We start from the raw sequence: 26,063 nt of genomic DNA on the forward strand, positions 1-26,063 counted from the left end.
TTTACTTCAGCAGTTCCTTCAAGTCTTGCGCCAAGGTCTCAGGACCTTGCGCATGCTTGATGTAAAGGCGTAAATGCCCCTCTGGATCAAAAGCATAGCTCCCTGCTGTGTGATCTATGGTGTACGAACCAGGGCTAGTACCGGACACCTTCTTGTAATAAATCTTGAAGTCTTTGGTAACCTTTTCTAAGGTAGCTTCATCTGCTGGACGCAAGCCCAAGAAACGGGAATCAAATGCAGGAACATACTGTTTCAGAATGCTTGCGCTATCTCGCTCGGGATCTACTGTTACAAACAATACCTGCACCTTATCAGCCTGTGGCCCCAATAGAGTCATCACCTGCTGCATCTCAGTCAGGGTCGTAGGGCATGCATCTGGACACTGCGTATAACCAAAGAACATCACAACCGCCTTGCCCTTGAAGTCAGCCAGCGTTCTAACTTTGCCATCAGGATCAATCAAGCTAAAGTCCGTACCAAATGCCTTACTTCCAGTGATATCGACATTCTTGAAGCTCTGCTTCGGACTACAAGCCATCAAAGTGAAACCAATGAGCGACAACGCTAAGATGCGGAAAGCATAAAAAGAAAATTTTGATAAATTCATACTCATCTCAAATGAAATAGTGATCAATTAATAACGCTGCAAACAGCAGAGATAAGTAAGTGATTGAAAAACGGAAAGTTTTCTTCGCCAACTCATCGCTATAAGAAACAAATAAAGCAATCACATAAGCCAAGAACATCAGACCTAAAATGATTGCGGAAACTAAATACACCATGCCACTCATGCCATAAATGTAAGGCAGCAAAGTCGCGGCTATCAATATCAAGGTATACAACAGGATATTGAGTAGCGTAAATCGCTCACCATGTGTGACCGGCAGCATCGGCAAACCACTTTGTACATAGTCATCGCGACGATATAGTGCAAGCGCCCAGAAGTGTGGTGGCGTCCAAACAAAAATAATCAACACTAAGAGCCAAGCTTCTGCCGATAGACTATTTGTGACTGCCGCCCAACCCAGGGCAGGCGGCATCGCACCAGAGAGTCCACCAATCACAATATTCTGCGGTGTCGCAGGTTTAAGCAACCAGGTATAAATTACCGCATAACCAACAAAGGTTGCCACGGTGAGCCACATGGTTAATGGATTACAAAAGTTCCATAAGATGACCATGCCCAAACTACCGAGAACAATCGAAAAAATAGTAATGTGGAAAGGTGTGACTTCACCTGTTGCAGACGGCCTCCAAGATGTTCGCTTCATCTTCGCATCAACGGCTTGCTCAATCAAACAGTTCATGGCAAAAGCAGCGCCTGCCAATAACCATATACCAACAATCCCACCAATCAGAACTGGATAGGGAACCATGCCAGGGGTAGCTAAGAACATGCCAATCACCGCACAGAATACGGCCAACTGAGTGACGCGGGGCTTGGTAAGCACCCAGTATTGACGCCAACGCGGCATCGCCACAGGGGCGGAAGAGGTGGGGCTACTCATAATGATTTAACCATCTTAATATGAATCGGGGCATTCCAGGAAGCCCATTCGGTCAGGCGAACTAAACAAAACACCAATGCAGCAGAGCCGGCGGTATGCAATAGAGCTGCAAGTAAGGGCCACTGAAAAACCACATTAGAAATACCAGTTATCGCCTGAAGCAATAACAAACCTAACAACAATTTAGCGATACGACCCATTTTTGACATTGAGGAATTACTTAACTGGAGCGCACTAATTCCCAAAAGCCCTAAAGCCGCAATAGCAACTACAGCAAACACACGATGCGCCCAATGGATTGTTTGCAAAGCGACAGGGGAGATGGACTCGCCTTGAGCATTCAGGCCGAGGGCACGCCAAAGAGTAAAGCCCTCTTGCCAATCTGTTTCCGGCCAAAGAGCACCCATGCAGGTCGGAAAATCAGGACAGGCTAATACTGCGTAATTCGTGCTTACCCAAGCACCCAGAAAGACTTGTGTGAATAAGATAACTGCAGCAAATAAGAGCAACTTTGCAGAAAGTGGCTTGAGCTGAAGATGAAGCGCTGAGGAAGATTTATCGCTCCACACTTGCTGCGCATAAGTCGTTAAACAAGCCAGCAAAACCAAAGCCAGCATTAAGTGAATGGTCACAATGATCGGTTGCAATTTGAGCGTTACCGTCCAAGCACCAAACGCGCCCTGAATACACACCAAAACCAGCAATCCGAGACTACCGAGCAAAGGTTTCATACCCAAGCTTCGCAACTTACTCCAAGCCACTACCACCTGAATCAAAATTAAGGCTCCGACTGTCATTGCTAAATAGCGATGAATCATTTCAATCCAGGCCTTGATAACCGTCACTGGGCCCGTAGGCATATTGGCTTCAGCAAGCTGTATCTCGCCGATCGCATGCCATGGGTTTGATGTGCCATAACAACCAGGCCAATCAGGGCAACCCAAACCTGAGTCCGTAAGGCGGGTAAAGGCACCAAAGACAATCAGGTCGAAGGTCATAAAGACCAAAACCCAATTTAGCCTTTGGAAAAAGTTATAGCCTGGCCTAGTCAAGAGATATACCAAAGGCAGACCTGCAAAGACAATTGCAATTGCAGCTAACTCCGCGAGCAGTAACAAACTACTCATTGCAATTGCTCGCCCTTACGATTGAGGCGCAGCAGTTTCTCAAGATCTTTTTTAATACTGCCAAATTCTTTTGGAGAATTCGTCACTGGGAAAACCATCATCTTCGCCGGGCTAGGGTCAATCAACTGAATCTTCTGACCTGCGCCATCACGATTAAGCCAAGCATCAAATTCAGACCTCAACTTAGGATCTGCTGGCAAACTCAGTATCTGAAATCCTGCAGTCTTTTGGTCGTAGGCCAATAAGACTTCTGGGTCTACTGGCTTGCCATCCGTGCTCACCCAAACTAACTGAACGCGACTACTCTCGCGACCGACCGCAATACGTAACTGACGCATCAAAAATAAAGCCTCAAGGCAAGATTCATTTTTAATGGTGCATTCGTCTGCTGGTCTAGCCACTAGTAGGGTCCACTTGCCGTTAAAGGGAATATCAAACCAAGCAGGATTTACATCTTGCACAGGCTGAACTAGGGTTCCGAAATTCGTTTTTCCGCCCTCTGGCTTCAAGACGTAGTAAGCGAAATAGGAGGCAATAACTGGCGCCGCGCAAGCAAGCAATAAAAATAGCATCTGCACGCGGCCGCGGCGAGTCTGCGCATTAATTGCCGAGGAATCCATTTGCGAAGCTGGGATCAATAACTCTTTATCACTCACACTCTATCTCCATTCACAGCAAGCTCTCGCCGATATTTCATAAGCCCATTGATGAGCCAAAATAAAAATCCAGCCAATGCCAAAGCAAACCACTGAAAGGCATAAGCATAATGGCGATCGACGCCATTTGTTGGAGAGGGCCAATTTCTGACTAAACCATCTTTTTTAGCTGAATCGGATTCACGAACAATAAATGGTAACTGCTTCCACCCATGGCTTTGGGCCTCGAACGCCAAATCAAAATTTTGCTCAATTCTAGGAATCGCTTTCGCATCGCCTTTTTGCCCCAATTCATAAACCCTTCCAGGGTGGGGAAAGGCAACCCCCTCAATAGTCACCGCTTCATCTGCGGTATTGACTGGAGGTAGCTCAGTGCGATTCTCGTTATTTCGAGGAGCCCAGCCTCGATTGACCCAAACAATGGCATCCTGACCATCTAATTTCAAAGGCATCATCACATAAAAGCCAGATTGCCCTGCGCTGCCAGCCCCACCATCTGGAATAGGGCGCGGGCGGTTATCCAGCCAAATAGCCTCAGCCTGAATAAAGCGCCCGCGGATAAGAATACGGCGCTCTGAAGCCTGCTCTAAGCTCAAGCTATCGGTATTAGCGTTCAGTACGGGCATTTGCAGTTTGGCAGCCAGAGAGTCACCTAAGCGAATCTTTTGGTCTGCCCGATTCAACTGCCAAATACCCGCGCCGCAGCCCACCAAAATCACCAGCAGGGCTGATAAAGTAGCGACTATACGACTAGTAATTAAGCTAGAAAACATATTCACAAGGGCACTTTCAGATGAAATGGATTATTCCAGTTGCACTGCTAATGATTGTAGGAAGCTTAGGCTCTGCCCTCTACTTCATGATGAGAGATAAGGGTGGTAGCTCAAGAATGGTTCAGTCTCTCATGCTTCGTATCGGACTTTCAATAGTACTGTTTCTTGGTATCTTGATTGCCCACTACTTTGGTTATATTGAAGCTACTGGTGTTCGGGTGGGAACAAACTAAGCAATATAAAAGTAGCAATCTAAAACAAATCGGGGCTTAACGCCCCGATTTTTTATTTCATTACATCCAGTAAACAGCGATGTAGAGACCAAGCCAGACTACGTCAACAAAGTGCCAGTACCAAGCAGCACCTTCAAACGCAAAATGGTTTTCAGCAGTAAAGTCGCCACGAATCATACGACGCAACACAATCGCCAACATCAAGCCACCTAGGAATACGTGGAAGCCGTGGAAACCAGTCAACATAAAGAATGTTGAACCATAAACGCCTGAAGTCAATTTCAAGTTCAGCGCATGGTAAGCATGGTAGTACTCATACATCTGAAAGCCCAAGAAGATGATGCCAAGACCAACCGTAGCAGCCAAGCCATTAATAGCTTGCTTCATATGACCCTCACGAATTGCATGATGTGCATAAGTAACGGTTACACCAGAAGACAGGAGTAACAATGTGTTGATGGTAGGAATTGGCCATGGGCCCATGGTCGTAAATTTCTCTACCAAACCTGCTGGGCCATCATTAGGCCAAACTGCCGTGAAGTCTGGCCAAAGCAATTTACTCTCCACATCGCCCATCCAAGGCATCGCAATATTGCGTGCGTAGAACAATGCCGCAAAGAACGCGCCGAAGAACATAATTTCAGAGAAGATGAACCAAGCCATCGACCAGCGATAAGAGATGTCAACGTTCACACCGTTTTTACCGGAGTTAGACTCGGCAATCGTGTCGCCAAACCAGTTGTAGAGAACAAACAAAACCCAGAGGACGCCTACTGCAGTTACTGGGCCGCCCCACGCTGCATGGTTTACCCAGCCAGACATACCAGCGCCAAAAGCAAGCAAGCCTAGGGCTGCTGATGCTGGATGACTGGATAGTCCAGGAACAAAATAGTAAGGGGTTGAATTGGATGACATCTTATTCTCTCTATTCAATCAAAAAATAATCAATGGGACACAACTGCTTTAACTATCAAAAGGAGTATGCCCATAAAAATCAAGGCACCTAAAACTCCCGCAATAACAATATGGACAAAACTTAATGAAGCTACATCTTCCTGCAATCCTGATTTTTTACGCACACCCAAAAAAGCCCACAACACCGCGATCATGGATTGCATAAAAGTACTTTTTTTACTCATGACACCGATTTCGATTTAGGGGTTGTTGAGCCTGCCGGCTGCTGACCAACGCCTAACTCAAAGAAGGTGTACGACAAGGTAATCGTTTTCACATCCGCAGGTAGTCCCGCATCAATCACAAACACTACCGGCATCTTCTTCATTTCATGTGCCGCCAAGGTTTGCTGCTGAAAACAAAAACACTCTAATTTGGTGAAGAACTCCATTGCGCTTTTAGGCGCATAACTTGGTATCGCTTGAGCTTCCACAGAGCGATTCAAGTTATTTGTTACTTCGTAGACAATTTCTGTCATCTCGCCAGGATGCACTTCCAAGAAGTTCTTTACTGGGCGAAACGTAAATGGGCCGCGGCTATTCGAGTCAAACTCGATAGTTATCTTACGGGAATAATCGACCTGGGTATTACCCACCTTGTTCGCACTGTACGCTCGGATACCGTAGTCATTCTTGCTGGTGACTACGTTAATACCAGTCACTTCACACAAGGCCTTATACATCGGCACTAGTGCATAACCAAAACCAAACATCATCACAGAAGCGATCAATAACTTCAGCAAGATTTGGCGGTTGATGGAGGCAATAGCAGACATGGTGATGTAGGGCCTTAACCCAATACGCTCCGTTTAATTACGATGCCAACAAAGAAAACAAGGGCAACGCTTAAAAGAATAAAACCCAATCTGCGATTGCTAGCAGATTGGGATTTGTGTGCGGCCATTTTAGATTCCTGCAGCATGCAACTCTTTAGCATCAGGAGGTGTTTCAAATGTGTGATGTGGAGCAGGTGATGGAATTGTCCACTCCAAACCTTTAGCACCGTCCCATGGCTTCATAGATGCTTTTTCACCTTTGCCGTTGTAAGCCGGCAAGACAACGAATAGCAAGAAGTACACCTGAGATAAACCAAAACCAAGGGCACCAATAGAAGCGATCATGTTGAAATCAGCAAACTGAGTTGGGTAGTCAGCATAACGACGTGGCATACCTGCTAAGCCCAAGAAGTGCATTGGGAAGAAAGTAATGTTGAAGAAAATCATGGAAGTCCAGAAGTGGATCTTGCCGCGAGTTTCATTGGCCATGTAGCCAGTCCACTTTGGACACCAGTAATAGAAGCCAGCAAACATTGCGAACAATGAACCTGCTACCAATACATAGTGGAAGTGGGCAACAACGTAGTAAGTATCTTGAACGCCAATATCAATCGGAGCCATTGCCAAGATCAGGCCTGTAAAACCACCCATTGTGAATACGAAAATAAAGCCAACTGCCCACAACATTGGAGTTTCGAAAGTCATCGAACCCTTCCACATAGTTGCGACCCAGTTAAAAATCTTCACGCCAGTTGGAACAGCGATCAACATTGTGGCGTACATAAAGAACAACTGGCCAGTTACAGGCATACCAGTTGCAAACATGTGGTGAGCCCAAACAATGAATGACAAGATCGCAATAGATGCTGTTGCATAAACCATTGAGCTATAGCCAAACAAGGTTTTTCTGGAGAACGCAGGGATGATTTCACTCACGATTCCGAAAGCCGGAAGAATCATGATGTACACCTCAGGGTGACCAAAGAACCAGAAAATATGCTGGAACATGATTGGGTCGCCACCACCAACTGCGGAGAAGAAAGAAGTACCGAAATGACGGTCTGTCAGAACCATGGTGATTGCACCAGCCAATACAGGCATTACAGCAATCAACAAATAAGCAGTGATCAACCAAGTCCAGCAGAACATTGGCATCTTCATCAATGTTAGGCCAGGAGCGCGCATGTTCAAGATGGTCACGATGATGTTAATCGAACCCATGATGGAAGATGCACCCAATAAGTGGAGTGCAAAAATACCCATATCCAAGCCAGGGCCCATTTGTGAGGTCAATGGAGCATACAAAGTCCAACCACCAGCAGGAGCACCACCAGGAGCCAAGAACGAACCAAACAACAAGCAAGCTGCTACTGGAAGAATCCAGAAGCTAAAGTTATTCATACGAGCAAAAGCCATATCGGATGCGCCGATTTGGACAGGAATCATCCAGTTAGCAAATCCAACGAATGCCGGCATGATCGCACCGAACACCATCACCAAACCGTGCATGGTAGTTAGCTGATTGAAGAACTCAGGGCGCAAAAATTGCAAACCCGGTTGGAACAATTCCAAACGAATACCCAAAGCCATCACACCACCAGCTAATAAGCTGACGAATGAGAAGATCAGATACATCGTGCCGATGTCTTTATGGTTGGTTGCAAACAACCAACGACGCCAACCATGTGGCGTGTGATCATCGTGTGCGTGATCGTGGGTGGTAGAGACTGTGCTCATGGATTACTCCGGTTTAGTTTGATCTGTATTAATAAATAAATTACTTGCCAGCGCGCGCAGAAACAATATCTTGGGTCTGAATCATTTCGCCCGTTTTATTGCCCCAAGCATTGCGGGTATACGTCATCACTGCAGCAATATCGCCATCAGAAATCACGCCTGCCCACTTCGGCATCGCGCCCTTACCATTGATAAGAATGTTGTATTGAGCTGCTTTTGGTCCAAGCACCACTTTGCTACCTTCAAGCGCCGGGAATGTACCAGCACCTTTGCCGTTAGGCTGATGGCAAGCCGCACAGTTGGCTGCATAGACTTTGGCGCCACGCTCTTTTTGCTCATCCAAGGTGTAAACCTTAGTGGGATCATCAGAGGCTGCACCCATTTCTTTTTGCTTCTCCGCCACCCACTTGGTGTAGTCCTCTTGTGAAACAACGTTCACCACGATGGGCATGAATGCATGTTCAGCACCGCACAGCTCTGAGCACTGGCCGCGGAATTTGCCAATAGTCTCAGCACGGAACCAAGCATCACGAACGAAACCAGGAATGGCATCTTGTTTAACGCCAAATGCTGGAATCGTCCATGAGTGGATGACGTCATTTGCAGTGGTAATCATACGAATCTTTTTACCAACCGGCACAACCATCTCGTTATCCACTTCCATCAAATACGTATTGGATTTTGGCGCCAAGTTATTAATAGCTTCTCGTGAAGTAGACATTGTGGATAAGAAGCTAATGCCCTCACCTTCACCTTTAATGTAGTCATAACCCCATTTCCACTGATAACCAGTGGTCTTAATAGTGATGTCAGAGTTAGTAGTGTCTTTCATTGCTACAACAGTTTTTGTTGCTGGCAATGCCATACCGATCACGATCAACAGCGGAATCACTGTCCAAATAATCTCAACAGTCGTGCTCTCATGGAAAGATGCAGATTTAGCGCCCAAGGATTTGCGATGCTTGAGGATGGAATAGAACATCACCCCAAAAACACCTACAAAAATGAGTGCGCAAATAATCAACATCATCCAATGCAACCAATGGATTTCTTGCATGATTTTTGTCGCAGGGGCAGTGAAGTTCAACTGATTCACAGCTGGGCCGCCTGGCATGTTTTCAGCTGCATGAGCAAATGCTGTGCCGAAGGCTGCTACTAGATAGAGCGAAGCCCTAGTGACTTTTCCAAATAAATTCATCTTATTCTCTGTTTATTGTCATGAACTTCTGCAGCGATAAAGCCCCAGAAAGCCCAAAAAAGCGGTATCAAGCAATACTTCTAGCGCTGATTATAGGGTTAATTAAGTTCAACAACAAACCGGGTTAACCATGCTCGCCTCAATCTTGGTAATGGTTTAAAAGATAGTAAGCACTTACACTTAAGCAGAATCACTCCTAGTCTTGCGTCCGATTTGATTTAGATCAATATAGGCAACGTGATCCTGCGCCTTGGCAAGGTGCTTACCCAAAGCCCAAGCATGTCCATAAACCACCTCTAAAGTCAGCTTTTTTGGTAATTGAGCGCATTGAGAAGCATCTTGATCTTCAGGAACAAGCAAATTGAGGGCTCTAGCATCAGCCAATAAGAGCGCATCGGAGTCGTAATCCAAGTGCAAGAACTCCATATCCATTACTGGGTCTGAAAAACGCTCACCCAGTAGGGCATCCCCCATATCGTGCATATCCCAGGGGCTGACTAACTTTTGAAGCTGTAATTGTTGCGCCAAAGGTTCTGAGTTGAGTTCTTTGGCGGTATCGGGACCCAAATAACTCAAAGTCAGCAAACCACCTTCTTTGAGCACGCGCCAACACTCCTGCAAAAAATGCTTAGGGTCAGCTAAGTCCTGAATCAAGAGAACACTGACCACTAAATCTACAGAATTGTTAGGGAGATTAATGCAGCCTGTTTTCTTGTAGTCATCAAAGGAAATATGGGATGCTGACTTCATTCTTGAATTCCAAAACCGGGACACCCTCAGTTTCAGTAAATCAAAACCGGATAGCTCGCATTCTGGCGCACTGTGAAAACGAATTCCCGGAAAACGTTTTGTCAGAAAAGCGGCATGCTCTCCAGGGAAATCTGGAATTAGCAGAACGTCTTTTGCCTCCAACTTCACGATGTCTAATTTTTGCAGCATGCGCGCTGCAATTTCATCCTGAAGCCATCTGATTGATTGGGTCATTGGCTCAGTATACTCAGCGGCCCATGCGCGCAATAGAGAATATTTTTCAATCCATTTGTTCTCATCTATTACCAAACTCATGTATTGTTTGCGGGGTATTTCAGCAACGCACTCTCTGCCTTGACTGCCTCATCCAACTTCAATCAGATCAACTATCAAATTACGAATGTTGCAAGCAATGCGGTCTTACTCTAAATGCAACGGAGTTAAAAGAAAAACGTTGTCGAGAGTGCATCACTAACCCACCCCACTTTGATGAAACTTACTGCCTCGATCGATACGATGGCAGACTTCAGTCTGCTTTACATCAATTGAAATATCAACGTCGACTTGCATGTGCGTATGGCCTGGCTGCAACATGGAATGCACTGCTTTCAAAGGGCTTAATAACAACCCAAGCGGACTATCTTCTGCCAGTACCACTGAGCCAAGAAAAACTATGTAAAAGGGGTTTTAACCAAAGCTGGGAATTGGCTAGGCGGATTGACTGTGAGAAGCACATTCACAAGAGCCCGCATATTTTGAAGCGTTATCACCACACCCAACATCAAGCCAACGAGAACCGCACTAATCGTCAGATAGCCATTCAAGACATGTTTTACATCCACCCCCAGTATCAGGGGCAGCTAGAGTCTGCATCAGTCATTGTGTTTGATGACGTCATGACTAGCGGGGCAACCTTAAATGAAATTGCTCGCATATTGAAGGACAATGGCGTTTCTCGTGTTATTAACTGGGTTCTACTAAGAACACTTCGCCCATCACAAAGATCAGAGCATGTTTAACATTGTTTTATTCGAGCCAGAAATTCCACCTAATACAGGCAACATCATTCGCCTGTGCGCAAACACGGGTGCAAAGTTACACCTCATTGAACCCCTCGGCTTCCCCATGGAGGATGCCAAACTTCGCAGAGCGGGACTGGACTATCATGAGTTCGCAAGAGTAAAGGTTCACAAAAACTGGGCGCAATTTTTGATTGATGAAAAACCTCAGCCTGAACGTATTTTTGCTCTCACCACCAAAGGCTCAGGAAAGTTTCATGATGGCAAATATTTGCCTGAAGACTATTTTGTTTTTGGCTCAGAAACCAAAGGCATCACCGAAGAAGTCAGAAGCTCGATTCCAATACCCAATCAAGTTCGCCTCGCGATGCAAGATAGTAGTCGAAGTTTGAATCTATCAAATACGGTAGCGATTGTTGTTTATGAAGCATGGCGCCAAAACGGATTGCTTGGCGGAAGTTAAGAAGCTTAAACCTCGACCTTAGGGTCGCGCCCCATAAGCTTCTTCACAGCTTCATGTGGTGAGAGTTTTCCAGATAAGACCTCCCCCATCATGGCAGTAATTGGCATCTCGACACCTAGGCGTGTCGCCAGATTGCCCACCGCAGAGGCGCACAGCACACCCTCAGCAACATGTCCTAAGTTGCCCAAAATTTCAGGCAAAGGTTTTCCTGCAGCAAGTGCTAAACCAACACGGCGATTACGCGAGAGATCACCGGTAGCAGTCAAAATCAAATCGCCTACGCCGGTTAAACCCATGCAGGTCTCCGGTCTGCCGCCTGCAGCTTTTACCAAACGCATCATTTCCGCAAGGCCACGAGTTAATACTGCAGCACGTGCATTTAAACCAAGGTCTAGACCATCACCAATGCCGGCCGCAATTGCTAAAACATTTTTAATCGCGCCACCTAATTCAACACCAACTAAATCATCGCTGGCATAGATGCGCATATTGCCATGATGAAACGTACCTTGAACAATGTCACATAAGGCGTTCGATTTGCTGGCGATAGTTAATGCACAAGGCATACCATTGCCAACCTCTTGCGCAAAACTCGGGCCCGATAGAGCTCCGTAAGAGTGACACAGACCATGACTATGCAACTGGTCTTCCCGTCCTACTACTTGGTGCGGCAATAAGGTTGTGCTGGGCTCCAAGCCCTTGCATAACCAAACAATATTGAGCGGGTGTTTAGCGAGGCGTAATACCTGTGCCACCGTTTCCGACAAACCTGACATTGGAGTAGCGATTACCGAAAGATCGTTTTCAGAAAGGCGTTCAATGGCTCGTTCAAAACTCGCCTCTAATTGCAGCCCCTTAGGCAAGATGACGCCAGGCAGATAGTCTGCATTTTCGCCAGACTGCTGAATACCCTCTAACTGCTCAGCGCTTCGCGACCACAAGCAAACATCGCCAACCTGAAGATGGCGCGCTGCTTGCGCGGCCATAGCAGTACCCCATGAACCAGCTCCAAGCAGCGTAACTTTCATGATCTGTGGGCTTTAACTAAATCGAATTAGTGGGGAAGAACGATCTTACTTTCATCGGCTGAGCCACTCTCTGCAGCAGCTTGCGCCGCCTGCATGATGCGGTGCTCGTACATACCGTGGAAGTTAATCTCATTCAAATGAATTGGCTGGAAACCAGCGCGGCTAATGGTGTCGGCAATATTTGAGCGCAAGTAAGGGTACAAAATTGTTGGGCAAGCGATGCCTAACATGGGGTCAATTTGCTCTGGAGGAATATTGCTAAATTCAAAAATACCAGCCTGCTTTGCTTCAACCAAAAATAGTACTTTGCTCTCTACTTTGGCAGTTACAGTGGCGATTAATGCAACTTCAAAAATTTCATCACCCAAACGAGTAACTGCAACATCCACCTCAACCTCAACTTGGGGCTCAGCTGAAACCAATAAAATTTGTGGTGCGTGTGGCTGCTCTAAAGATAAATCCTTGAGGTAGATCCGTTGAATACGAAAACCAGGCTCTTTTGAGTTATCTGCTGCATCAGGTGCGGAAGTAGTTTTTTCGGTCATGGGAAACTTTCTGAGTAATTTTTTTAAGCTAGTAATGGGTCAAGTTGGCCAGCGCGGTCTAGTGCAACTAGATCGTCGTAACCACCAACATGGGTTTCGCCAATATAAATTTGCGGCACAGTACGGCGGCCCGTACGAGTCATCATGATCTCGCGCTGAGCAGGATCCCGATCAATGAGGATCTTCTCTAGATTTGCGACCCCCTTCTTCTGCAATAGCTTCTCTGCCATAACGCAGTAAGGGCAAACTTGGGTGCTATACATCGTGACTGGTGGCATATCGAAGATCCGCTGAATTATTTGACCAATGGCAGGGCTGCAGCCTGCCAGCCTTGAACGCCACCATCCAGAACTGCGACCTCAGAGAATCCAAGCTTCTTGAGCTCTGGAACGACCTTGCGGGCACTCATACCTGAGTGACAAACCAAAATGATGGGATTTTTACGGTCCAGCTTGTGCTTGTCGATTCCGGACGGGATTTGCTCGGCCAAAAGATGTTTTGCTCCAGGCAGGTGACCAGCCTTAAAGTCAGATTCTGGGCGTAAGTCCAAAACAGCTGCTTTGCGGCGATTCATCCAAATTGTTGCTTCTGTAGGCGATAAGCCTTTTCCGCTAATAAGCGTAGATAATGTGGGGAAGAAGAGTGCTGCGCCCGAAACAAGCAGGAGGGCGATAAGCGCTAAATTATCAATTTGCGTGAGAAAGTTCATCACCGGATTATAGAATGGCTCTATGAAACAACTTGTCCTTATTCGTCATGGCGAATCCGCCTGGAACCTTGAAAACCGCTTCACTGGCTGGGCGGACGTTGACTTAACCCCAAAAGGCACTGAACAGGCCCTGGCTGCAGGTGAAAACCTTCGCAAAGCAGGCTATGAGTTTGATGTGGCCTACACCTCGGTACTCAGAAGGGCTATCCGTACTCTGTGGCATGTTCAAGACACTATGGACCTCATGTGGCTACCCGTAGTCCACAGCTGGAGACTGAATGAGCGTCACTATGGCGCCCTCACTGGTCTGAATAAAGCTGAAACTGCCCAACAATACGGAGATGCCCAAGTTCATATTTGGCGACGTTCCTACGATGTACGTCCACCACTCTTAGAACAGGGTGATGAGCGTAATCTTCAAAAAGATCGCCGTTACGAAAAACTCAGTGCATCCGATGTTCCCTTAGGCGAGTGCCTCAAAGATAACGTCGAGCGCGTGCTGCCTCTTTGGAATGAATCTATCGCGCCTGCCCTCAAAGCAGGCAAGCGCGTATTACTCGTTGCACACGGCAATAGCATTCGCTCTTTAATTAAGTATCTCGACCAGGTTTCTGACGAAGACATTATGGAAATCAACGTTCCTAATGGCATCCCGCTTGTTTATGAGCTCGATGACAACCTCAAACCTATTCAGCATTTTTATTTGGATTAAGGTAAAACAAAAGCATGCGCGTATTTTTCAAGAACTTTGCCCTAGTCTCTGTCGGCCTCATCGCCGGGGTTGCGGCCACCATCCAACTATCAGCCACCGCCCAGCAGGGCGCGACGCTGCCTTTGGATGAGCTGCGCACATTATCAAATGTCTTTGCTCAAATCAAACGTGAATACGTTGAGCCAATTGAAGATAAACAGCTACTGACCGATGCCGTCAAAGGCATGGTAAGTAGTCTTGATCCGCACTCCACCTATCTTGATAAAAAAGATTTCGCTGAAATGCAAGAGCAAACCAGCGGCAAGTTTGCTGGTCTTGGAATTGAAATCACTTCAGAAGATGGCGTTGTTAAGGTACTTAATCCAATTGAAGATAGCCCTGCAGCGCGCGCCGGCTTGCAAGCTGGTGATTTGATTACTCGCTTAGATGACAAACCTGTTCGCGGCATGTCACTGGATAAAGCGGTGCGCACCATGCGTGGCACACCAGGTACAAAAATTACTTTGACCGTCTTCCGTAAAAGTGAAGAGCGCAGCTTTCCAGTAACAATTACACGCGCTGAAATTAAAGTGCAGTCCGTCAAAGCCAAAATTCTGGATAACGATATTGCCTGGGTAAGAGTCACTAGCTTTCAAGAGCGCACCATTCCTGATCTAGCTAAGAAATTAACCGAGCTGGCGAATCAAGACCCCAAAATGAAGGGCATCATTCTTGACCTCAGAAACAATGGTGGTGGCTTACTACAAGGTGCAGTCGGCGTTGCTGCCGCCTTCTTGCCAGCGGATGCTGTGATCGTCTCCACTAAAGGTCAGACGGCCGACTCCAAACAGGTGTTCAATGCAACTCCAGCGATGTATCGTCTGAGCGAGTCCGGTGATCCTTTGGCTGGCGTGCCAGCGATGTATAAAAAATTACCGATGGTAGTTTTAGTAAACGCCTACTCCGCTTCCGCCTCTGAAATTGTGGCTGGCGCATTGCAGGACTACAAGCGTGCAACCATTATTGGTAAAACTACTTTCGGCAAAGGCTCTGTGCAAACAGTCCGCCCACTCACCAATGATTCTGCATTGAAAATCACTACGGCTTATTACTACACGCCGAGCGGCAAATCGATTCAAGCTTACGGCATTAAGCCCGATATTGCTGTTGATCAAAATAAAGATGGCGATCCGGATGATGTATTAATTACCCGCGAAGTTGATAGCGAGAAGCATTTGCGTAACAAGCAATCATCAGAAGAAAAACTGGTTGCCGATCGTGAAAAACGCCGCCTAGAAGAACTTCAGCGCATTGAAGAAAAAAATGCCAAGAAGACTCCTGAAGAGAAAGAAAAAGATAAGTCTAAGAAGCCTGTCGAGCTCGGCAGTGCGGATGACTTTATGCTTTCTCAGGCAGTCGCATTTATTAATGGTGAGCCCGCAAAACGCTCCGCCTCTAAGCTAGAGTAAGTTCTAGCAATTAGGCATAGATATGAATGATGAGCAGCTATTTCGCTACTCGCGGCATTTACTGCTAGAAGAAATTGATGTTGCTGGCCAAGAAATATTACTTGGCTCGCACATCCTCATCATTGGTGCCGGTGGATTGGGGAGTGCTGCCGCACCGTACATAGCTGCAGCCGGCGCAGGAAAAATTACCCTGGTTGATCATGACAAAGTCGAGCTCACTAATTTGCAACGACAAATCATGCATAGCCAGAACTCCATCGGTAAAAGTAAGGTGGAATCGGGTAAACAATTTTTGCAAAGCATCAATCCCACCCTCACGATTAACGCAATCGCAGAGAAGGCAACTGAGAATTTATTGCAAGGACTCTTGCCATCAGTCAATCTCGTTTTAGATTGCACCGATAACTTTGCCACCCGCCAACTCATTAATGCAGCCTGCTTTAATCACAGGGTGCCACTCGTCTCTGGATCTGCTCTCAAATTTGATGGTCAATTGAACGTCTTTGATTTTCGGAATGCAACATCACCCTGCTATGCCTGCCTTTTTTCTCCGGAAGAACAATTTGAAGAAGTTAGCTGTGCCAGCATGGGCATTTTCTCCCCTCTAGTTGGCATTATTGGCGCGATGCAAGCAGCCCAAGCCCTACAGGTATTGATTGGCTTTGGCCAACCTTTAGTGGGAAGAATGTTGCTTTGGAATGCGCTCAATACCCAGATTGATGAGATTCGCATTACTAGGAATCCTGAGTGCTCGGTTTGTGGCCAGACCCACTAAATCCAGCAACCCAACACCGACTTAAGAGAGCAGTTTTTCCAGTGCCTCAGCCTGCTCTTCAGGCTCAATCGCTTTGAGCACTGCGCCGATACGAGACTTCAGCAAACCGACGTCCGCCTTCAAGATCTCACGTTTTACCAATAACAGTTGGCTAAAGTGCATTGAGAAATCCGTCAAGCCCAATCCGAGTAGCAGCTTAGTCATTGATGGATCTCCCGCCATCTCACCACACACTGCTACAGGAATGTTGGCACGTTTAGCTTGATCAATGATGTTGAAAAGTAAATTTAGAATAGCCGGATGATAAGGATCATAGAGGTGGGCAACAGCATGATCTGCTCGGTCAATAGCCAATGTGTACTGAATCAAATCATTGGTGCCAATAGATAAGAAATCAAAGCGGTTAATAAACAAAGGTAATACCAAAGCAGCCGCAGGAATCTCAATCATGGCGCCCACTTGGATATTGGGATTAAATGCCTGACCACGTTGATGCAACTGCTGCTTCGCCTTCTCAATTAAACGCAGAGTCTCATCAATCTCCTTGACGTGCGCTAGCATCGGGATCATGATTCGCGCCTGGCCATGGGCTGAGGCCCTTAAGATTGCCCGCAATTGCGTTAAGAAAATCTCAGGCTCAGTTAATGACCAACGAATGGCTCGTAAACCTAGAGGCGAAGTTCCCGTCTCCGATAAATCAGAGCCAGAACCCAGAGCCTTATCTGCACCAACGTCGATCGTGCGGATATTGACTGGTAAGCCGTGCATGAGGTCAACCACTCGACGATATTCTTGATATTGCTGCTCTTCATCGGGAAGCGCCTGCTTACGATCCATGAATAAAAATTCAGAGCGAAACAGGCCAACACCGATTGCGCCTAAATCAACCGCTTGCGTAGCATCTTCTGGCAATTCGATATTGGCTAATAGTTCGATTGCAACGTTATCCACAGTTGCAGTGCGAGAGTGTTTAAGCTCCTGCAGCTTGCGGGTTTCTTCAATGGCCTTAGTTTGAAGTAATCGATACTCAGCTAGTAATTGCTCATCAGGAGCAACCACAACTACACCGTGCTCACCATCAATCACCAACCAATCGCCATGGCGAATCATTTCGCTGGCATGACGCACACCAACGACTGCCGGTATCTCCATACTTCGGGCAACAATCGCAGTATGCGAAGTCTTGCCACCTAGATCCGTTACAAAACCAGTAAATGCATGCTCTTTGAAGCGCAGCATATCGTGAGGAGCAATATCGTGCGCCACAATAATCGCATCCACCCCAACATCGCTTGGTGACAATAACTCCGAATTGCCAACAACATCTTTCTGCTGCGCATTAAGCGCCTTTAAAACTCGCTCGGCCACCTGACGAATATCATTCGCCCGCTCTTTTAAATAGGCGTCCTCAATTTCAGCAAATTGCTCCAAGAGATCATTGAGCTCTGTGGTCAAAGCCCAGGCAGCATTTAAACGTTGGGTGCGAATGAGTTTGAGTGGCTTCTCTGCCAACGCTGGATCAGCCAGAATCATGCCGTGCACATCTAAGAAGGCGGCCATTTCTTGTGGCGCATCTTTGGGCAATCCTTGACGTAACTGCGCCAACTCTAGGCGCACCTGCTCAAAGGCATCTAATAACTTTTTGGCCTCAGCCTCTTCTTTGCCAGCCTCAATCAGGTAATGACTAACCTCCAATGCTGCACGTGATATCAGCACGGCTTTGCCGATGGCAATGCCCTTAGATACCGCTATTCCATGCAAAGCAAAAGTCATCCCTATTCGCCCTCACCAAATCGATCGTTAATTAATGCCGTTAAGGCCTGCATTGCTTCATCTTCTTTTTCACCAACGGTCTCTAAAGTGACTGTACTGCCAATACCAGCAGCCAACATCATGACGCCCATAATACTTTTGGCATTGATTTGACGGCCATTGCGCGATAGGAAAATTTCACAAGGAAACTCTGCGGCAAGTTGGGATAACTTCGCAGATGCACGAGCATGTAATCCCAACTTATTAATGATTTCAATTTCAGCAACAGGCATAGCGAGTCCTATCTCTCCGTAGTGACTTGTGGGGTTTTAGAACCCAATCGTAGGATGCCATTTTGACCACCTTGAAGCGCCTTGTGAGCTAACCCCTCCAGGCCTTCTCCACGATGAGAAATGCAACGCATCAACATCGGCAAATTGAGTCCTGCCAACACAATCACTGGTGCATTCAAGCCAGACAATGGCCCAAGGGCTTCAAGCTTGGATGCCACGTTGGCTGGGGTAGCACCCATCACATCAGTGAGGATCAAAACGCCCTGACCTGTATTAACGCCATAAGCCGCCTTTAACACTCGATCGAAGCTAGCCTTTGTATCTTCGTAGGGCGGAATGTCGACAGCCCTGACTCTCTCAGGCACTACACCAAATGCATGCTCAGCAAAACCAAGCATCGCGCTTGCTACTGGGGTATGGGCAACTATTACGATTCCAACCATGTTTATGCCAATGCCTTTTCAAGCGCTGTTAACCAGAATTTCGGAACATCAAAGCCACTTTGCTCAGTAATTTCCACAAAACATGTCGGGCTAGTCACATTAATTTCTGTGACATAAGCACCAATTAAATCTAATCCTACCAAGAACAAGCCCCGGGCATTCAAAATTGGGGCGAGACGCTCTGCAACCTTCAGCTCGGCCTCTGTCAGCGGCATAGCCACTCCTTTGCCACCAGCAGCTAAGTTGCCTCGGATCTCACTACCCTGCGGAATACGCGCCAATGCGAACGGTACTACCTCACCACCAATCAGCAAGACCCGTTTATCACCTTGAGCTATCTCAGGCAAGAATCTTTGCACCATCAAAGTACGTGCACCATTCTCACCAAGCGTCTCCACAATACTGGCAAGGTTCAAGCCATCTGGTCCCACACGAAAAACACCCATACCGCCCATACCGTCCAAAGGCTTAATCACAATATCTTGATGCTCTTGATGAAACACCTCAATCGCATTGAGTTCGCGCGTGATCAAAGTTGGCGGAATAAGTTCTGGAAATTCAGTAATCGATATTTTTTCAGAATGATCCCGAATAGCCATTGGACTGTTAAATACGTTCGCGCCCTGACGAACTGCAGCAGACAATAACCAAGTGGTATTGAGGTATTCAATATCAAATGGTGGATCAGTGCGCATCATGACTGCATTAAAAGTATTTAATGGGCGATCCTCTGCGGGGCCTAATTCAAACCAGGCAGTACTGCTTGGCTTAATGTCCAGAGATTGGCAATCAGCCACTACAAAATCATCCCTCCAAAGAATGTTGCGGCTTTGACAAAACCACAGTTGATGCCCCGCCTCTTGTGCAACTCGCATCATTGCTAAGGTGGAATCTTTACTAATCTTGAAAGACTCCAAAGGATCAGCAATGAAAAGAAAGTTCATCTTATGTCCGAGCATTCAAATAAAGTTAAGCAGCTTCAGCATTAGGATCAGAGCGCTCTAGCTCCAAAGAAGCGGCCAGCAAAGCCAGACGAGCGACGACGCCATACATATAAAAGCGATTAGGCGGCGCGCTACCAGGCTTAGCACCTAAGTCTGGCATAGAGTTTTGCTCAAATGCCAAAGGTACAAAATGCATGCCCGGCGCGTTCAGATTCTCATCAGGGCCACGGTCAGTGTGTACGCGATAGAAGCCGCCGATTACATAACGGTCAATCATGTACACCACTGGCTCGGCAACAGCTTCATTCACTTTCTCGAAGGTATAAACACCTTCCTGAATCAATACATCGCTTACCTCGAGGCCCTCTTTAACGACGCTCATCTTATTACGGTCTTTGCGATTCAAACCTTTGAGCTGAGCAGGATCGTTTACTGCCATCACACCCATGCCATATGTGCCAGCATCTGCTTTTACAACGACATATGGTTTTTCTTTGATGCCGTACTCACGGTATTTCTTGGCGGTTTTCTTGAGAACTTTCTCTACAGCTGCTTGCAATTCTTCCTCGCCCTTGCGCTCATGAAAGTTCACATTAGAGCAACTAGCAAAATACGGATTGATCATCCAAGGATCAATATCCACTACCTTCGCAAATTTCTTCGCGACTTCGTCGTAGGCAGCAAAGTGATTTGACTTGCGGCGTACATGCCAACCAGCATGCAGGCCCGGCAATAGATATTGCTCATGCAGATTTTCTAAGATCGGAGGAATACCTGCCGACAAATCATTGTTCAACAAAATTGAACAGGGGTCGAAATCTTTTAATCCTAATCGCTGTTTTTTCAAACCCAAACGAGATAAAGGCTCCATCAAGAGACGATTGCCATCAGGTAAATCTATCCACGTTGGCTTTTTAATTTCATCCGACAAAGTACCGAGGCGCACATTCAGACCCGCTTGACGCAAGATCGAGGATAGGCGCGCAATATTCTGCAAGTAGAAGGTATTGCGAGTATGTCGCTCAGGTATCAACAGTAAATTTTTTGCTTCAGGGCAAATCTTCTCAATTGCTGCCATTGCGGCCTGAACTGCCAAAGGCAGCATCTGCGGAGATAGATTATTAAAGCCGCCTGGAAAGAGATTGGTGTCGACCGGTGCCAGCTTAAAGCCTGCATTACGCAGATCAACTGAACAGTAGAAGGGCGGAGTGTGCTCCTGCCATTCAAGCCTGAACCAGCGCTCAATAGTTGGGGTTGCTTCTAATACCTTCGACTCGAGATCGAGAAGAGGGCCGCTAAGGGCAGTGATGAGATGTGGAACCATTTCACCATTGTAAGATTTTTAAAAGAAAGACGCGGAATCCGAGGATCCCGCGCTTAAAAACCGGGCAGCCAACAAAAGCCGCCCAGTGAGGGGTAAAACAGCTAATTAAGACTCGTAAGCGGACTCACCGTGGGAGCTGATATCCAAGCCTTCGCGCTCTTCATCTTCCTTAACACGTAGACCGATCACCATATCAACCAATTTGTAGGCAATATAAGAAACCACGCCAGACCAAATTAGGGTAACGATGACACCTTGGCTCTGAATCCACAATTGGCTAGCGATAGAGTAATCAGGAGCTGCAGCATTCGCCACATAATCCCAAATACCTGTTCCGCCTAAAGCTGGGTCTGCGAACACACCAGTTAACAAAGCGCCCAAGATACCGCCAACGCCATGCACACCGAATACGTCCAAGCTGTCGTCTGAACCCAAAATCTTCTTGAGACCAGAAACACCCCACAAGCAAACCACACCAGCAGCAGCACCAATTACGAGAGCACCCATTGGGCCAACGAAACCAGCAGCAGGAGTAACAGCAACCAAACCTGCTACGCAACCAGATGCACCACCCAACATGGAAGGCTTACCTTTGTGAACCCACTCAGCAACTGACCAGCTCAAAACTGCAGCAGCTGTTGCTAACAATGTGTTTACGAATGCCAAGGCTGCACTGCCATTTGCTTCGAGAGCAGAACCTGCATTGAAACCAAACCAACCGAACCACAAGAGTGAAGCACCGATCATTACGAACACTAAGTTGTGTGGCTTCATTGCTTCTTTGCCGTAACCCAAACGTTTGCCGATCACGAATGAACCTACCAAGCCTGCGATCGCAGCATTGATATGAACAACGGTACCGCCAGCAAAGTCGAGAACACCCTTCTGCCACAACCAACCAGCACGCGCTGTGATTGCTTCAAGTGATGCTGCATCTTTGATGTCATCAGGACCAGGCCAGAACCAAACCATGTGAGCGATTGGTAAGTAGCTGAAAGTGAACCAAAGAATTACAAACAACACGATTGCAGAAAACTTCGCACGCTCAGCAAATGAACCAACGATCAAGCAGCAAGTAATAGTTGCAAACGCAGCTTGGAAGGCCATAAATACATACTCAGGAATCACAATGCCCTTACTAAATGTTGCGGCAACTGAATCTGGAGTCATACCTTGCAAGAACAAGCGATCGAGTCCACCAATGAATGCGCCGCCTTCAGTAAATGCAAAGTTGTATCCATAGAGAGACCACAACACTGTAATCAACGCAAACACAAACATACACTGTACGAGTACAGAAAGAATGTTTTTGCTACGTGTCAAACCACCGTAGAACAAAGCCAAACCAGGCAATGTCATCAAGATTACTAGTGCTGTACACACCAATATCCATGCTGTATCACCCTTGTTAGGAACTAATGCAGGAGCGGCAGCAACTGCAGCAGCAGCCGCGGCCGCAACTGGCTTAGCTTCATCAGCAAAAGCCGGTGAAGCCACCATGACACTAGTTGCACCAATAGCCAAGGCCATTGCGCTTCCAGCTAGGAGTCGTTTCATCCAAGTTAACATTTTGAACCTCTCTTTAAAGTGCTGACGCGCCGGTTTCACCGGTACGAATGCGAATGACGTGTTCAACTGGGGAGACAAAAATCTTGCCATCGCCAATTTTTCCAGTACGGGCCGATTTTTCAATTGCTTCAATCGCTCGCTCCAAGATGCCATCTTCAACAGCAGCTTCAATTTTTACTTTAGGCAAAAAGTCGACAACATACTCAGCACCGCGATACAACTCGGTGTGACCTTTTTGACGGCCAAAGCCTTTAACTTCAGTGACGGTAATACCCGAAACTCCCACTTCTGAGAGAGCTTCGCGCACTTCGTCAAGCTTGAAGGGCTTGATGATTGCGGTAATTAATTTCATACGCTTCTCCGTTCAGGGGGAATTATTAAAATACTTTAGTCAAGGAAACGGTCGCACCTGGACGACCAGCAGAACTTGTCAGTGCTCCGGTTGTTGTGCTGGAATAGGTATTCCACCATGCAGGATTAGCATTAGTGCTCACATAAGCTGCAGAGAGAGACAGACCGCCGCCAAAATCTTTAGTAGCTCCTAACTTAAAGTCTGTGTAGCTAAGGTTGTTCCCAGCATATGCTGTCGAAACTCCGTTCTGCGAGCCTGGCTGCCCAGCAACATATTGATATCCTACGTGACCATTCAGGCTAATACCCCAAATACCAGTGTCATAGTTAGCGGTTAAATCTGGATAAAAGGATCCTGTACTTTGTGGGATGCCGAAAATATTAGTCAGTGAATAGTTCACTTTTACAAAACCAGTTACTGGCCCAAAAGTAAAGTTCTGAGCTACATATAACTCAGTTGTATTTGGATTAACAATAGCCAAGTTATAGTTGCCACCAGATTGTGGGTAGTAGTACTGCAATACACCAATGTCAGAAGCAAAACCTTCAGCAATCAACTCCTTCTTAAAACCACCATAGAAGTCCATTTCGATTGGCGCTTTAATGCCATTGTTTGTGGAGTTTGAGATCCAGTTGATTGTGCTGTTCCAGTTACCAATATAGAGACCACTTTCATGCGCGTAATCAAAGCCACCTTGAATTGCTGGCTGATAGTTTGATTGTGAGATACCACGGTAACGGTAGTCATTGGTGATGGTCACGTTTGCTGTTACTGGGCTTACTTCAGGAGCTGACTGAGCAAATGCTGCTGTTGCGAATAAGCCAGATGCTGCAAGAGCGATGGCTGTCTTTTGACTCGTTTTCATATAAAACTCCTTAGTGGTCATGAAAAAGGGATAAATGCTTTATTGCATGGAGTGATCATGAATCTCGGGAGCCTTCTCAATTTGGTACGATTCCCCTAAATAAGGCTTATGCCCAATTTTGGTGCTTATATTTGCACCACTTTCGTTCATTTTGTTGCAATTGCAGCATTTTTAGCCGGTTTCGCCTGTTTTTGGCGTCCCAACTTAAAATAGGATCTATATCTTTTAAGCAACTTTCAATAGAACGGCGGGCAGCATTATGCAAAAACCAGGCGAAATCCTAGAACAAATCCAACGCATTGCTAGCGATATGCAAAACAAGGTTGGAGATGCCATTCGCAATTCACCTGCGCAAGAGATTGAAAAAAATGTGCGCGCGATGATGAATCAAGGTTTTCAGAAGATGGACCTGGTAACTCGCGAAGAATTTGATCTGCAATCTAAAGTGCTTGCTAAGACCAGAGAAAAGTTAGAAGCCCTCGAAGCTAAAGTAGCCGCTTTAGAAAAGTCTTAATCAGAATCAGAGTTTCATCTAAAAACTATTCTGGATGAAACTCATCAAAGAAGTTAGAGTAAACCTCTTCAGAAAAAAATTGTTTTGCAGGCACTCGTGCTGGCGCAGCATGTAAAACCGAGATCTGATAAATCCAGACTCCATTGTCTGGTGTAATTCTGGTGATCCAACGCACACGCATTGACTGCTCTACTGCACCAGTAGATTTAAATTCTAAAAAATAATCTTTTGCGGGAAGACGCTGCCGATTGGCTGCTTGATAAGAAGCATCTGCAGTAACAGCGTTTTCTAAATTGACATTCGCTCGGCTCAATAAGTTGCCTTGCAATTGCTCTAATAATTTAGGCGCGAGTGCGACTTGATCTTTGCCCAAGTGAATCGTGCTCACCGAATAAATATCATCCTCAATTTTTACTGCCTCTAAGGTTTGTGGAATTTCTTGACTTTGATAGGGAAGTTTTCGTTCAATCTTTTCAGGCTTACCTGGAAACAAAACGCTATAGCCCTCTTGCGGGGCTTGCACAGTCCGCCAATCCAATTTGGGGCTACAAGCGGAAAGTAGAAATGCAAATGCGAGGACTACACCAAACTTTTTGAGCATCGGTTTAGACAATTGTAAGAGATCAGAAGTTAATGCGATTAATACAGGAGTTTTGATGAATTTCATTCAGAAGTTAGTGCGAAAAAGTGCAGTAGTTAATGCGACCGTGTCAGTAGCAAAGGAAATTGTAGACCGCATATTCAATTTTTATTTAAAAGGCAAAGTCCTATGTTCGTAATCAACACTTATGCCATAAAAAAATTTCTGAACTTGATTACTCTTATTTTTGGTGATTTGTTCATTTTGATAATACTAGTTGAAACGTTAGTTGACCTTCCCCCGATAAATCACTCTCAATCAGTTCGTATTAAATTACTAACTATTGGAGAAACACATGAAGATCCCAAAACAGCAGTACCCCCTCGAATTTAAGCAGTTAGCAGTCAAACGCATTCAGTCTGGCGAGGGCTATGAGCTTGTAGCCAATGAACTCGGAATGTTTAGCCAGACCCTACGGTACTGGGTAAGAGCTTCTAATGAAGGCAGACTCATTGGTGCTGGCACCAAAACCGTCACTCCAGAGCAGATGGAGCTCTCACGCCTACGCGCCGAGAACATCCGCCTCAAGCGAGAGGCGGAAATCCTAAAAAAGGCCACGGCGTACTTTGCGCGAGAACTAGCGTGAAGTACGCCTAGATTGATCAGCATCGAGCCAGCTTTGCTTTAGCTGAAATGTGCGCCGTATTGGATGTCAGCATTGCGGGTTATCGCGCTTGGCGCAAAGGCGGCAAGCCCCACCGCAAGCGTTTGACCGATAGCCAAATGCTGTTCCACATCCAAGCGATCCACGCAGAAGTGAAGCAGGCCTACGGCAGTCCTAGGATGGTCAAAGGGCTACGCGCTAGAGGCTTGCCTGCTGGCAAAGATCGAGTGGAGCGCCTGATGCAAGAGAACGGCATTTATGGCAAACATAAGCGTAAATACAAGGTGACAACCGACTCCAAACACCGCCTGCCTGTAGCCCCCAATCTTTTGAATCGTAACTTCAATCCAGAT

At 46.5% G+C, this 26,063-nt stretch carries 33 protein-coding genes and 1 pseudogene; 8 read left to right on the forward strand and 26 right to left on the reverse strand.

Annotation, left to right across the window (positions count from 1 at the left end; genetic code table 11):
- Window position 1: 1 nt before the first annotated feature.
- Genes ACIQZ3_RS02085 through ACIQZ3_RS02105 form a run of 5 tightly spaced genes read right to left on the reverse strand, consistent with a single transcriptional unit; the run spans window position 2 to window position 4,064 of the window.
- The gene (locus ACIQZ3_RS02085; RefSeq protein ID WP_397389922.1) at window positions 2-607 is read right to left on the reverse strand and encodes an SCO family protein; all 606 of its coding nucleotides are present in this window, start codon (window positions 605-607) and stop codon (window positions 2-4) included.
- Window positions 608-614: 7 nt separating this feature from the next.
- The gene (cyoE, locus tag ACIQZ3_RS02090; RefSeq protein ID WP_397389923.1) at window positions 615-1,508 is read right to left on the reverse strand and encodes a heme o synthase; all 894 of its coding nucleotides are present in this window, start codon (window positions 1,506-1,508) and stop codon (window positions 615-617) included.
- A complete protein-coding gene (locus ACIQZ3_RS02095; RefSeq protein WP_397389924.1) occupies window positions 1,505-2,635 on the reverse strand; it encodes a heme A synthase in 1,131 nt (376 codons plus the stop codon). The genes cyoE and ACIQZ3_RS02095 overlap by 4 nt, the downstream gene beginning before the upstream one ends.
- The gene (locus ACIQZ3_RS02100) at window positions 2,632-3,291 is read right to left on the reverse strand and encodes a hypothetical protein (protein ID WP_397389925.1); all 660 of its coding nucleotides are present in this window, start codon (window positions 3,289-3,291) and stop codon (window positions 2,632-2,634) included. The genes ACIQZ3_RS02095 and ACIQZ3_RS02100 overlap by 4 nt, the downstream gene beginning before the upstream one ends.
- Window positions 3,288-4,064 carry an SURF1 family protein gene (locus tag ACIQZ3_RS02105; protein ID WP_397389948.1) on the reverse strand — a complete coding sequence of 259 codons (777 nt, stop codon included), beginning with the start codon at window positions 4,062-4,064 and terminating at the stop codon, window positions 3,288-3,290. The genes ACIQZ3_RS02100 and ACIQZ3_RS02105 overlap by 4 nt, the downstream gene beginning before the upstream one ends.
- A gap of 20 nt (window positions 4,065-4,084) precedes the next feature.
- Between ACIQZ3_RS02105 and ACIQZ3_RS02110 the strand changes: the two genes are divergently transcribed.
- Complete coding sequence (locus ACIQZ3_RS02110; protein WP_397389926.1) at window positions 4,085-4,297, forward strand: twin transmembrane helix small protein; 213 nt, start codon at window positions 4,085-4,087, stop codon at window positions 4,295-4,297.
- A 60-nt stretch (window positions 4,298-4,357) separates the two neighbouring features.
- Here ACIQZ3_RS02110 and ACIQZ3_RS02115 read toward each other — a convergent pair whose 3' ends face one another.
- The 8 genes from ACIQZ3_RS02115 to ACIQZ3_RS02150 form a co-directional block, all read right to left on the reverse strand.
- A complete protein-coding gene (locus tag ACIQZ3_RS02115; RefSeq protein ID WP_397389927.1) occupies window positions 4,358-5,212 on the reverse strand; it encodes a cytochrome c oxidase subunit 3 in 855 nt (284 codons plus the stop codon).
- 29 nt (window positions 5,213-5,241) lie between these two features.
- Window positions 5,242-5,436 (reverse strand): DUF2970 domain-containing protein, encoded by a 195-nt coding sequence (locus ACIQZ3_RS02120; protein ID WP_216229745.1) that lies wholly within the window; start codon window positions 5,434-5,436, stop codon window positions 5,242-5,244.
- Complete coding sequence (locus tag ACIQZ3_RS02125) at window positions 5,433-6,026, reverse strand: cytochrome c oxidase assembly protein (RefSeq protein ID WP_397389928.1); 594 nt, start codon at window positions 6,024-6,026, stop codon at window positions 5,433-5,435. Before ACIQZ3_RS02125 ends, ACIQZ3_RS02120 begins: the two co-directional genes overlap by 4 nt.
- A gap of 14 nt (window positions 6,027-6,040) precedes the next feature.
- Window positions 6,041-6,154: a cytochrome oxidase small assembly protein gene (locus ACIQZ3_RS02130; RefSeq protein ID WP_397389929.1), complete on the reverse strand. Its 114-nt coding sequence runs from the start codon at window positions 6,152-6,154 to the stop codon at window positions 6,041-6,043.
- A 1-nt stretch (window position 6,155) separates the two neighbouring features.
- On the reverse strand, window positions 6,156-7,763 hold the full coding sequence (gene ctaD / locus ACIQZ3_RS02135; protein WP_397389930.1) for a cytochrome c oxidase subunit I: 1,608 nt from the start codon (window positions 7,761-7,763) through the stop codon (window positions 6,156-6,158).
- 40 nt (window positions 7,764-7,803) lie between these two features.
- Window positions 7,804-8,877, reverse strand: coding sequence for a cytochrome c oxidase subunit II (gene coxB / locus ACIQZ3_RS02140; RefSeq protein WP_397389949.1), 1,074 nt, complete (start codon window positions 8,875-8,877; stop codon window positions 7,804-7,806).
- A gap of 264 nt (window positions 8,878-9,141) precedes the next feature.
- Window positions 9,142-9,945: a class I SAM-dependent methyltransferase gene (locus tag ACIQZ3_RS02145; protein ID WP_397389931.1), complete on the reverse strand. Its 804-nt coding sequence runs from the start codon at window positions 9,943-9,945 to the stop codon at window positions 9,142-9,144.
- Between the two features lie 237 nt (window positions 9,946-10,182).
- Window positions 10,183-10,305: a hypothetical protein gene (locus ACIQZ3_RS02150; protein WP_397389932.1), complete on the reverse strand. Its 123-nt coding sequence runs from the start codon at window positions 10,303-10,305 to the stop codon at window positions 10,183-10,185.
- Window positions 10,306-10,466: 161 nt separating this feature from the next.
- On the opposite strand from ACIQZ3_RS02150, the gene ACIQZ3_RS02155 reads away from it, so the two are divergent.
- Together ACIQZ3_RS02155 and trmL are read left to right on the forward strand one after the other, a co-directional pair.
- A complete protein-coding gene (locus ACIQZ3_RS02155; protein ID WP_397389933.1) occupies window positions 10,467-10,730 on the forward strand; it encodes a ComF family protein in 264 nt (87 codons plus the stop codon).
- Window positions 10,723-11,193: a tRNA (uridine(34)/cytosine(34)/5-carboxymethylaminomethyluridine(34)-2'-O)-methyltransferase TrmL gene (gene trmL / locus ACIQZ3_RS02160; RefSeq protein WP_397389934.1), complete on the forward strand. Its 471-nt coding sequence runs from the start codon at window positions 10,723-10,725 to the stop codon at window positions 11,191-11,193. The genes ACIQZ3_RS02155 and trmL overlap by 8 nt, the downstream gene beginning before the upstream one ends.
- Before the next feature lie 5 nt (window positions 11,194-11,198).
- On the opposite strand, the gene ACIQZ3_RS02165 is transcribed toward trmL, so the two are convergent.
- The 4 genes from ACIQZ3_RS02165 to ACIQZ3_RS02180 are packed head-to-tail and all read right to left on the reverse strand — an operon-like array spanning window position 11,199 to window position 13,475.
- On the reverse strand, window positions 11,199-12,221 hold the full coding sequence (locus ACIQZ3_RS02165) for an NAD(P)H-dependent glycerol-3-phosphate dehydrogenase (RefSeq protein ID WP_397389935.1): 1,023 nt from the start codon (window positions 12,219-12,221) through the stop codon (window positions 11,199-11,201).
- A gap of 26 nt (window positions 12,222-12,247) precedes the next feature.
- Entirely contained in the window at window positions 12,248-12,766 is a 519-nt protein-coding gene (gene secB, locus ACIQZ3_RS02170; RefSeq protein WP_397389936.1) for a protein-export chaperone SecB, read from the reverse strand.
- A 23-nt stretch (window positions 12,767-12,789) separates the two neighbouring features.
- Entirely contained in the window at window positions 12,790-13,044 is a 255-nt protein-coding gene (gene grxC / locus ACIQZ3_RS02175) for a glutaredoxin 3 (protein WP_215376059.1), read from the reverse strand.
- Window positions 13,045-13,061: 17 nt separating this feature from the next.
- Window positions 13,062-13,475: a rhodanese-like domain-containing protein gene (locus ACIQZ3_RS02180; protein ID WP_397389937.1), complete on the reverse strand. Its 414-nt coding sequence runs from the start codon at window positions 13,473-13,475 to the stop codon at window positions 13,062-13,064.
- Between the two features lie 22 nt (window positions 13,476-13,497).
- On the opposite strand from ACIQZ3_RS02180, the gene gpmA reads away from it, so the two are divergent.
- From gpmA to ACIQZ3_RS02195, 3 genes are read left to right on the forward strand one after another with little or no spacing between them, the layout of a single operon-like run.
- Window positions 13,498-14,187 (forward strand): 2,3-diphosphoglycerate-dependent phosphoglycerate mutase, encoded by a 690-nt coding sequence (gene gpmA / locus ACIQZ3_RS02185; RefSeq protein ID WP_397389938.1) that lies wholly within the window; start codon window positions 13,498-13,500, stop codon window positions 14,185-14,187.
- Window positions 14,188-14,201: 14 nt separating this feature from the next.
- Window positions 14,202-15,635, forward strand: coding sequence for a S41 family peptidase (locus tag ACIQZ3_RS02190; protein WP_397389939.1), 1,434 nt, complete (start codon window positions 14,202-14,204; stop codon window positions 15,633-15,635).
- Window positions 15,636-15,657: 22 nt separating this feature from the next.
- Window positions 15,658-16,410, forward strand: a complete 753-nt coding sequence (locus ACIQZ3_RS02195) for a HesA/MoeB/ThiF family protein (protein WP_397389940.1) — start codon at window positions 15,658-15,660, stop codon at window positions 16,408-16,410.
- A 21-nt stretch (window positions 16,411-16,431) separates the two neighbouring features.
- Here ACIQZ3_RS02195 and ptsP read toward each other — a convergent pair whose 3' ends face one another.
- The 8 genes from ptsP to ACIQZ3_RS02235 all read right to left on the reverse strand — a co-directional run bounded on the left by ptsP (window position 16,432) and on the right by ACIQZ3_RS02235 (window position 23,952).
- Window positions 16,432-18,183, reverse strand: coding sequence for a phosphoenolpyruvate--protein phosphotransferase (gene ptsP / locus ACIQZ3_RS02200; RefSeq protein ID WP_397389941.1), 1,752 nt, complete (start codon window positions 18,181-18,183; stop codon window positions 16,432-16,434).
- Between the two features lie 2 nt (window positions 18,184-18,185).
- Complete coding sequence (locus ACIQZ3_RS02205; RefSeq protein WP_015422104.1) at window positions 18,186-18,455, reverse strand: HPr family phosphocarrier protein; 270 nt, start codon at window positions 18,453-18,455, stop codon at window positions 18,186-18,188.
- A gap of 8 nt (window positions 18,456-18,463) precedes the next feature.
- On the reverse strand, window positions 18,464-18,898 hold the full coding sequence (locus ACIQZ3_RS02210) for a PTS sugar transporter subunit IIA (protein WP_397389942.1): 435 nt from the start codon (window positions 18,896-18,898) through the stop codon (window positions 18,464-18,466).
- Between the two features lie 2 nt (window positions 18,899-18,900).
- Window positions 18,901-19,842, reverse strand: a complete 942-nt coding sequence (gshB, locus tag ACIQZ3_RS02215) for a glutathione synthase (protein ID WP_397389943.1) — start codon at window positions 19,840-19,842, stop codon at window positions 18,901-18,903.
- Between the two features lie 25 nt (window positions 19,843-19,867).
- Window positions 19,868-21,166, reverse strand: coding sequence for a glutamate--cysteine ligase (gene gshA / locus ACIQZ3_RS02220; protein ID WP_397389944.1), 1,299 nt, complete (start codon window positions 21,164-21,166; stop codon window positions 19,868-19,870).
- A gap of 105 nt (window positions 21,167-21,271) precedes the next feature.
- Entirely contained in the window at window positions 21,272-22,735 is a 1,464-nt protein-coding gene (locus ACIQZ3_RS02225; protein WP_397389945.1) for an ammonium transporter, read from the reverse strand.
- A gap of 13 nt (window positions 22,736-22,748) precedes the next feature.
- Complete coding sequence (locus tag ACIQZ3_RS02230) at window positions 22,749-23,087, reverse strand: P-II family nitrogen regulator (protein WP_011903792.1); 339 nt, start codon at window positions 23,085-23,087, stop codon at window positions 22,749-22,751.
- 25 nt (window positions 23,088-23,112) lie between these two features.
- Complete coding sequence (locus ACIQZ3_RS02235; RefSeq protein ID WP_397389946.1) at window positions 23,113-23,952, reverse strand: TorF family putative porin; 840 nt, start codon at window positions 23,950-23,952, stop codon at window positions 23,113-23,115.
- Window positions 23,953-24,211: 259 nt separating this feature from the next.
- On the opposite strand from ACIQZ3_RS02235, the gene ACIQZ3_RS02240 reads away from it, so the two are divergent.
- The gene (locus ACIQZ3_RS02240; protein ID WP_015422110.1) at window positions 24,212-24,466 is read left to right on the forward strand and encodes an accessory factor UbiK family protein; all 255 of its coding nucleotides are present in this window, start codon (window positions 24,212-24,214) and stop codon (window positions 24,464-24,466) included.
- A gap of 25 nt (window positions 24,467-24,491) precedes the next feature.
- Here the strand turns inward: ACIQZ3_RS02240 and ACIQZ3_RS02245 are convergent, their stop codons facing one another.
- Window positions 24,492-25,133 (reverse strand): hypothetical protein, encoded by a 642-nt coding sequence (locus ACIQZ3_RS02245; protein ID WP_397389947.1) that lies wholly within the window; start codon window positions 25,131-25,133, stop codon window positions 24,492-24,494.
- A gap of 268 nt (window positions 25,134-25,401) precedes the next feature.
- On the opposite strand from ACIQZ3_RS02245, the pseudogene ACIQZ3_RS02250 reads away from it, so the two are divergent.
- Window positions 25,402-26,063 (forward strand): annotated as a pseudogene (locus ACIQZ3_RS02250) (IS3 family transposase); the annotation flags it as partial.

Origin of the sequence: Polynucleobacter sp. (genome assembly GCF_044342855.1) — a bacterium.
Lineage (GTDB): Bacteria > Pseudomonadota > Gammaproteobacteria > Burkholderiales > Burkholderiaceae > Polynucleobacter.

Bases quoted from the DNA above. Each gene is read 5' to 3' on its own strand.
- ACIQZ3_RS02085 (WP_397389922.1), bottom strand. From the start codon at position 607: ATGAATTTATCAAAATTTTCTTTTTATGCTTTCCGCATCTTAGCGTTG.
- cyoE (WP_397389923.1), bottom strand. From the start codon at position 1,508: ATGAGTAGCCCCACCTCTTCCGCCCCTGTGGCGATGCCGCGTTGGCGT.
- ACIQZ3_RS02095 (WP_397389924.1), bottom strand. From the start codon at position 2,635: ATGAGTAGTTTGTTACTGCTCGCGGAGTTAGCTGCAATTGCAATTGTC.
- ACIQZ3_RS02105 (WP_397389948.1), bottom strand. From the start codon at position 4,064: ATGTTTTCTAGCTTAATTACTAGTCGTATAGTCGCTACTTTATCAGCC.
- ACIQZ3_RS02110 (WP_397389926.1), top strand. From the start codon at position 4,085: ATGAAATGGATTATTCCAGTTGCACTGCTAATGATTGTAGGAAGCTTA.
- ACIQZ3_RS02115 (WP_397389927.1), bottom strand. From the start codon at position 5,212: ATGTCATCCAATTCAACCCCTTACTATTTTGTTCCTGGACTATCCAGT.
- ACIQZ3_RS02120 (WP_216229745.1), bottom strand. From the start codon at position 5,436: ATGAGTAAAAAAAGTACTTTTATGCAATCCATGATCGCGGTGTTGTGG.
- ACIQZ3_RS02125 (WP_397389928.1), bottom strand. From the start codon at position 6,026: ATGTCTGCTATTGCCTCCATCAACCGCCAAATCTTGCTGAAGTTATTG.
- ACIQZ3_RS02130 (WP_397389929.1), bottom strand. From the start codon at position 6,154: ATGGCCGCACACAAATCCCAATCTGCTAGCAATCGCAGATTGGGTTTT.
- ctaD (WP_397389930.1), bottom strand. From the start codon at position 7,763: ATGAGCACAGTCTCTACCACCCACGATCACGCACACGATGATCACACG.
- coxB (WP_397389949.1), bottom strand. From the start codon at position 8,877: ATGCCAGGCGGCCCAGCTGTGAATCAGTTGAACTTCACTGCCCCTGCG.
- ACIQZ3_RS02145 (WP_397389931.1), bottom strand. From the start codon at position 9,945: ATGACCCAATCAATCAGATGGCTTCAGGATGAAATTGCAGCGCGCATG.
- ACIQZ3_RS02150 (WP_397389932.1), bottom strand. From the start codon at position 10,305: ATGTTGCAGCCAGGCCATACGCACATGCAAGTCGACGTTGATATTTCA.
- trmL (WP_397389934.1), top strand. From the start codon at position 10,723: ATGTTTAACATTGTTTTATTCGAGCCAGAAATTCCACCTAATACAGGC.
- ACIQZ3_RS02165 (WP_397389935.1), bottom strand. From the start codon at position 12,221: ATGAAAGTTACGCTGCTTGGAGCTGGTTCATGGGGTACTGCTATGGCC.
- secB (WP_397389936.1), bottom strand. From the start codon at position 12,766: ATGACCGAAAAAACTACTTCCGCACCTGATGCAGCAGATAACTCAAAA.
- grxC (WP_215376059.1), bottom strand. From the start codon at position 13,044: ATGCCACCAGTCACGATGTATAGCACCCAAGTTTGCCCTTACTGCGTT.
- ACIQZ3_RS02180 (WP_397389937.1), bottom strand. From the start codon at position 13,475: ATGAACTTTCTCACGCAAATTGATAATTTAGCGCTTATCGCCCTCCTG.
- gpmA (WP_397389938.1), top strand. From the start codon at position 13,498: ATGAAACAACTTGTCCTTATTCGTCATGGCGAATCCGCCTGGAACCTT.
- ACIQZ3_RS02190 (WP_397389939.1), top strand. From the start codon at position 14,202: ATGCGCGTATTTTTCAAGAACTTTGCCCTAGTCTCTGTCGGCCTCATC.
- ACIQZ3_RS02195 (WP_397389940.1), top strand. From the start codon at position 15,658: ATGAATGATGAGCAGCTATTTCGCTACTCGCGGCATTTACTGCTAGAA.
- ptsP (WP_397389941.1), bottom strand. From the start codon at position 18,183: ATGACTTTTGCTTTGCATGGAATAGCGGTATCTAAGGGCATTGCCATC.
- ACIQZ3_RS02205 (WP_015422104.1), bottom strand. From the start codon at position 18,455: ATGCCTGTTGCTGAAATTGAAATCATTAATAAGTTGGGATTACATGCT.
- ACIQZ3_RS02210 (WP_397389942.1), bottom strand. From the start codon at position 18,898: ATGGTTGGAATCGTAATAGTTGCCCATACCCCAGTAGCAAGCGCGATG.
- gshB (WP_397389943.1), bottom strand. From the start codon at position 19,842: ATGAACTTTCTTTTCATTGCTGATCCTTTGGAGTCTTTCAAGATTAGT.
- gshA (WP_397389944.1), bottom strand. From the start codon at position 21,166: ATGGTTCCACATCTCATCACTGCCCTTAGCGGCCCTCTTCTCGATCTC.
- ACIQZ3_RS02225 (WP_397389945.1), bottom strand. From the start codon at position 22,735: ATGTTAACTTGGATGAAACGACTCCTAGCTGGAAGCGCAATGGCCTTG.
- ACIQZ3_RS02230 (WP_011903792.1), bottom strand. From the start codon at position 23,087: ATGAAATTAATTACCGCAATCATCAAGCCCTTCAAGCTTGACGAAGTG.
- ACIQZ3_RS02235 (WP_397389946.1), bottom strand. From the start codon at position 23,952: ATGAAAACGAGTCAAAAGACAGCCATCGCTCTTGCAGCATCTGGCTTA.
- ACIQZ3_RS02240 (WP_015422110.1), top strand. From the start codon at position 24,212: ATGCAAAAACCAGGCGAAATCCTAGAACAAATCCAACGCATTGCTAGC.
- ACIQZ3_RS02245 (WP_397389947.1), bottom strand. From the start codon at position 25,133: ATGAAATTCATCAAAACTCCTGTATTAATCGCATTAACTTCTGATCTC.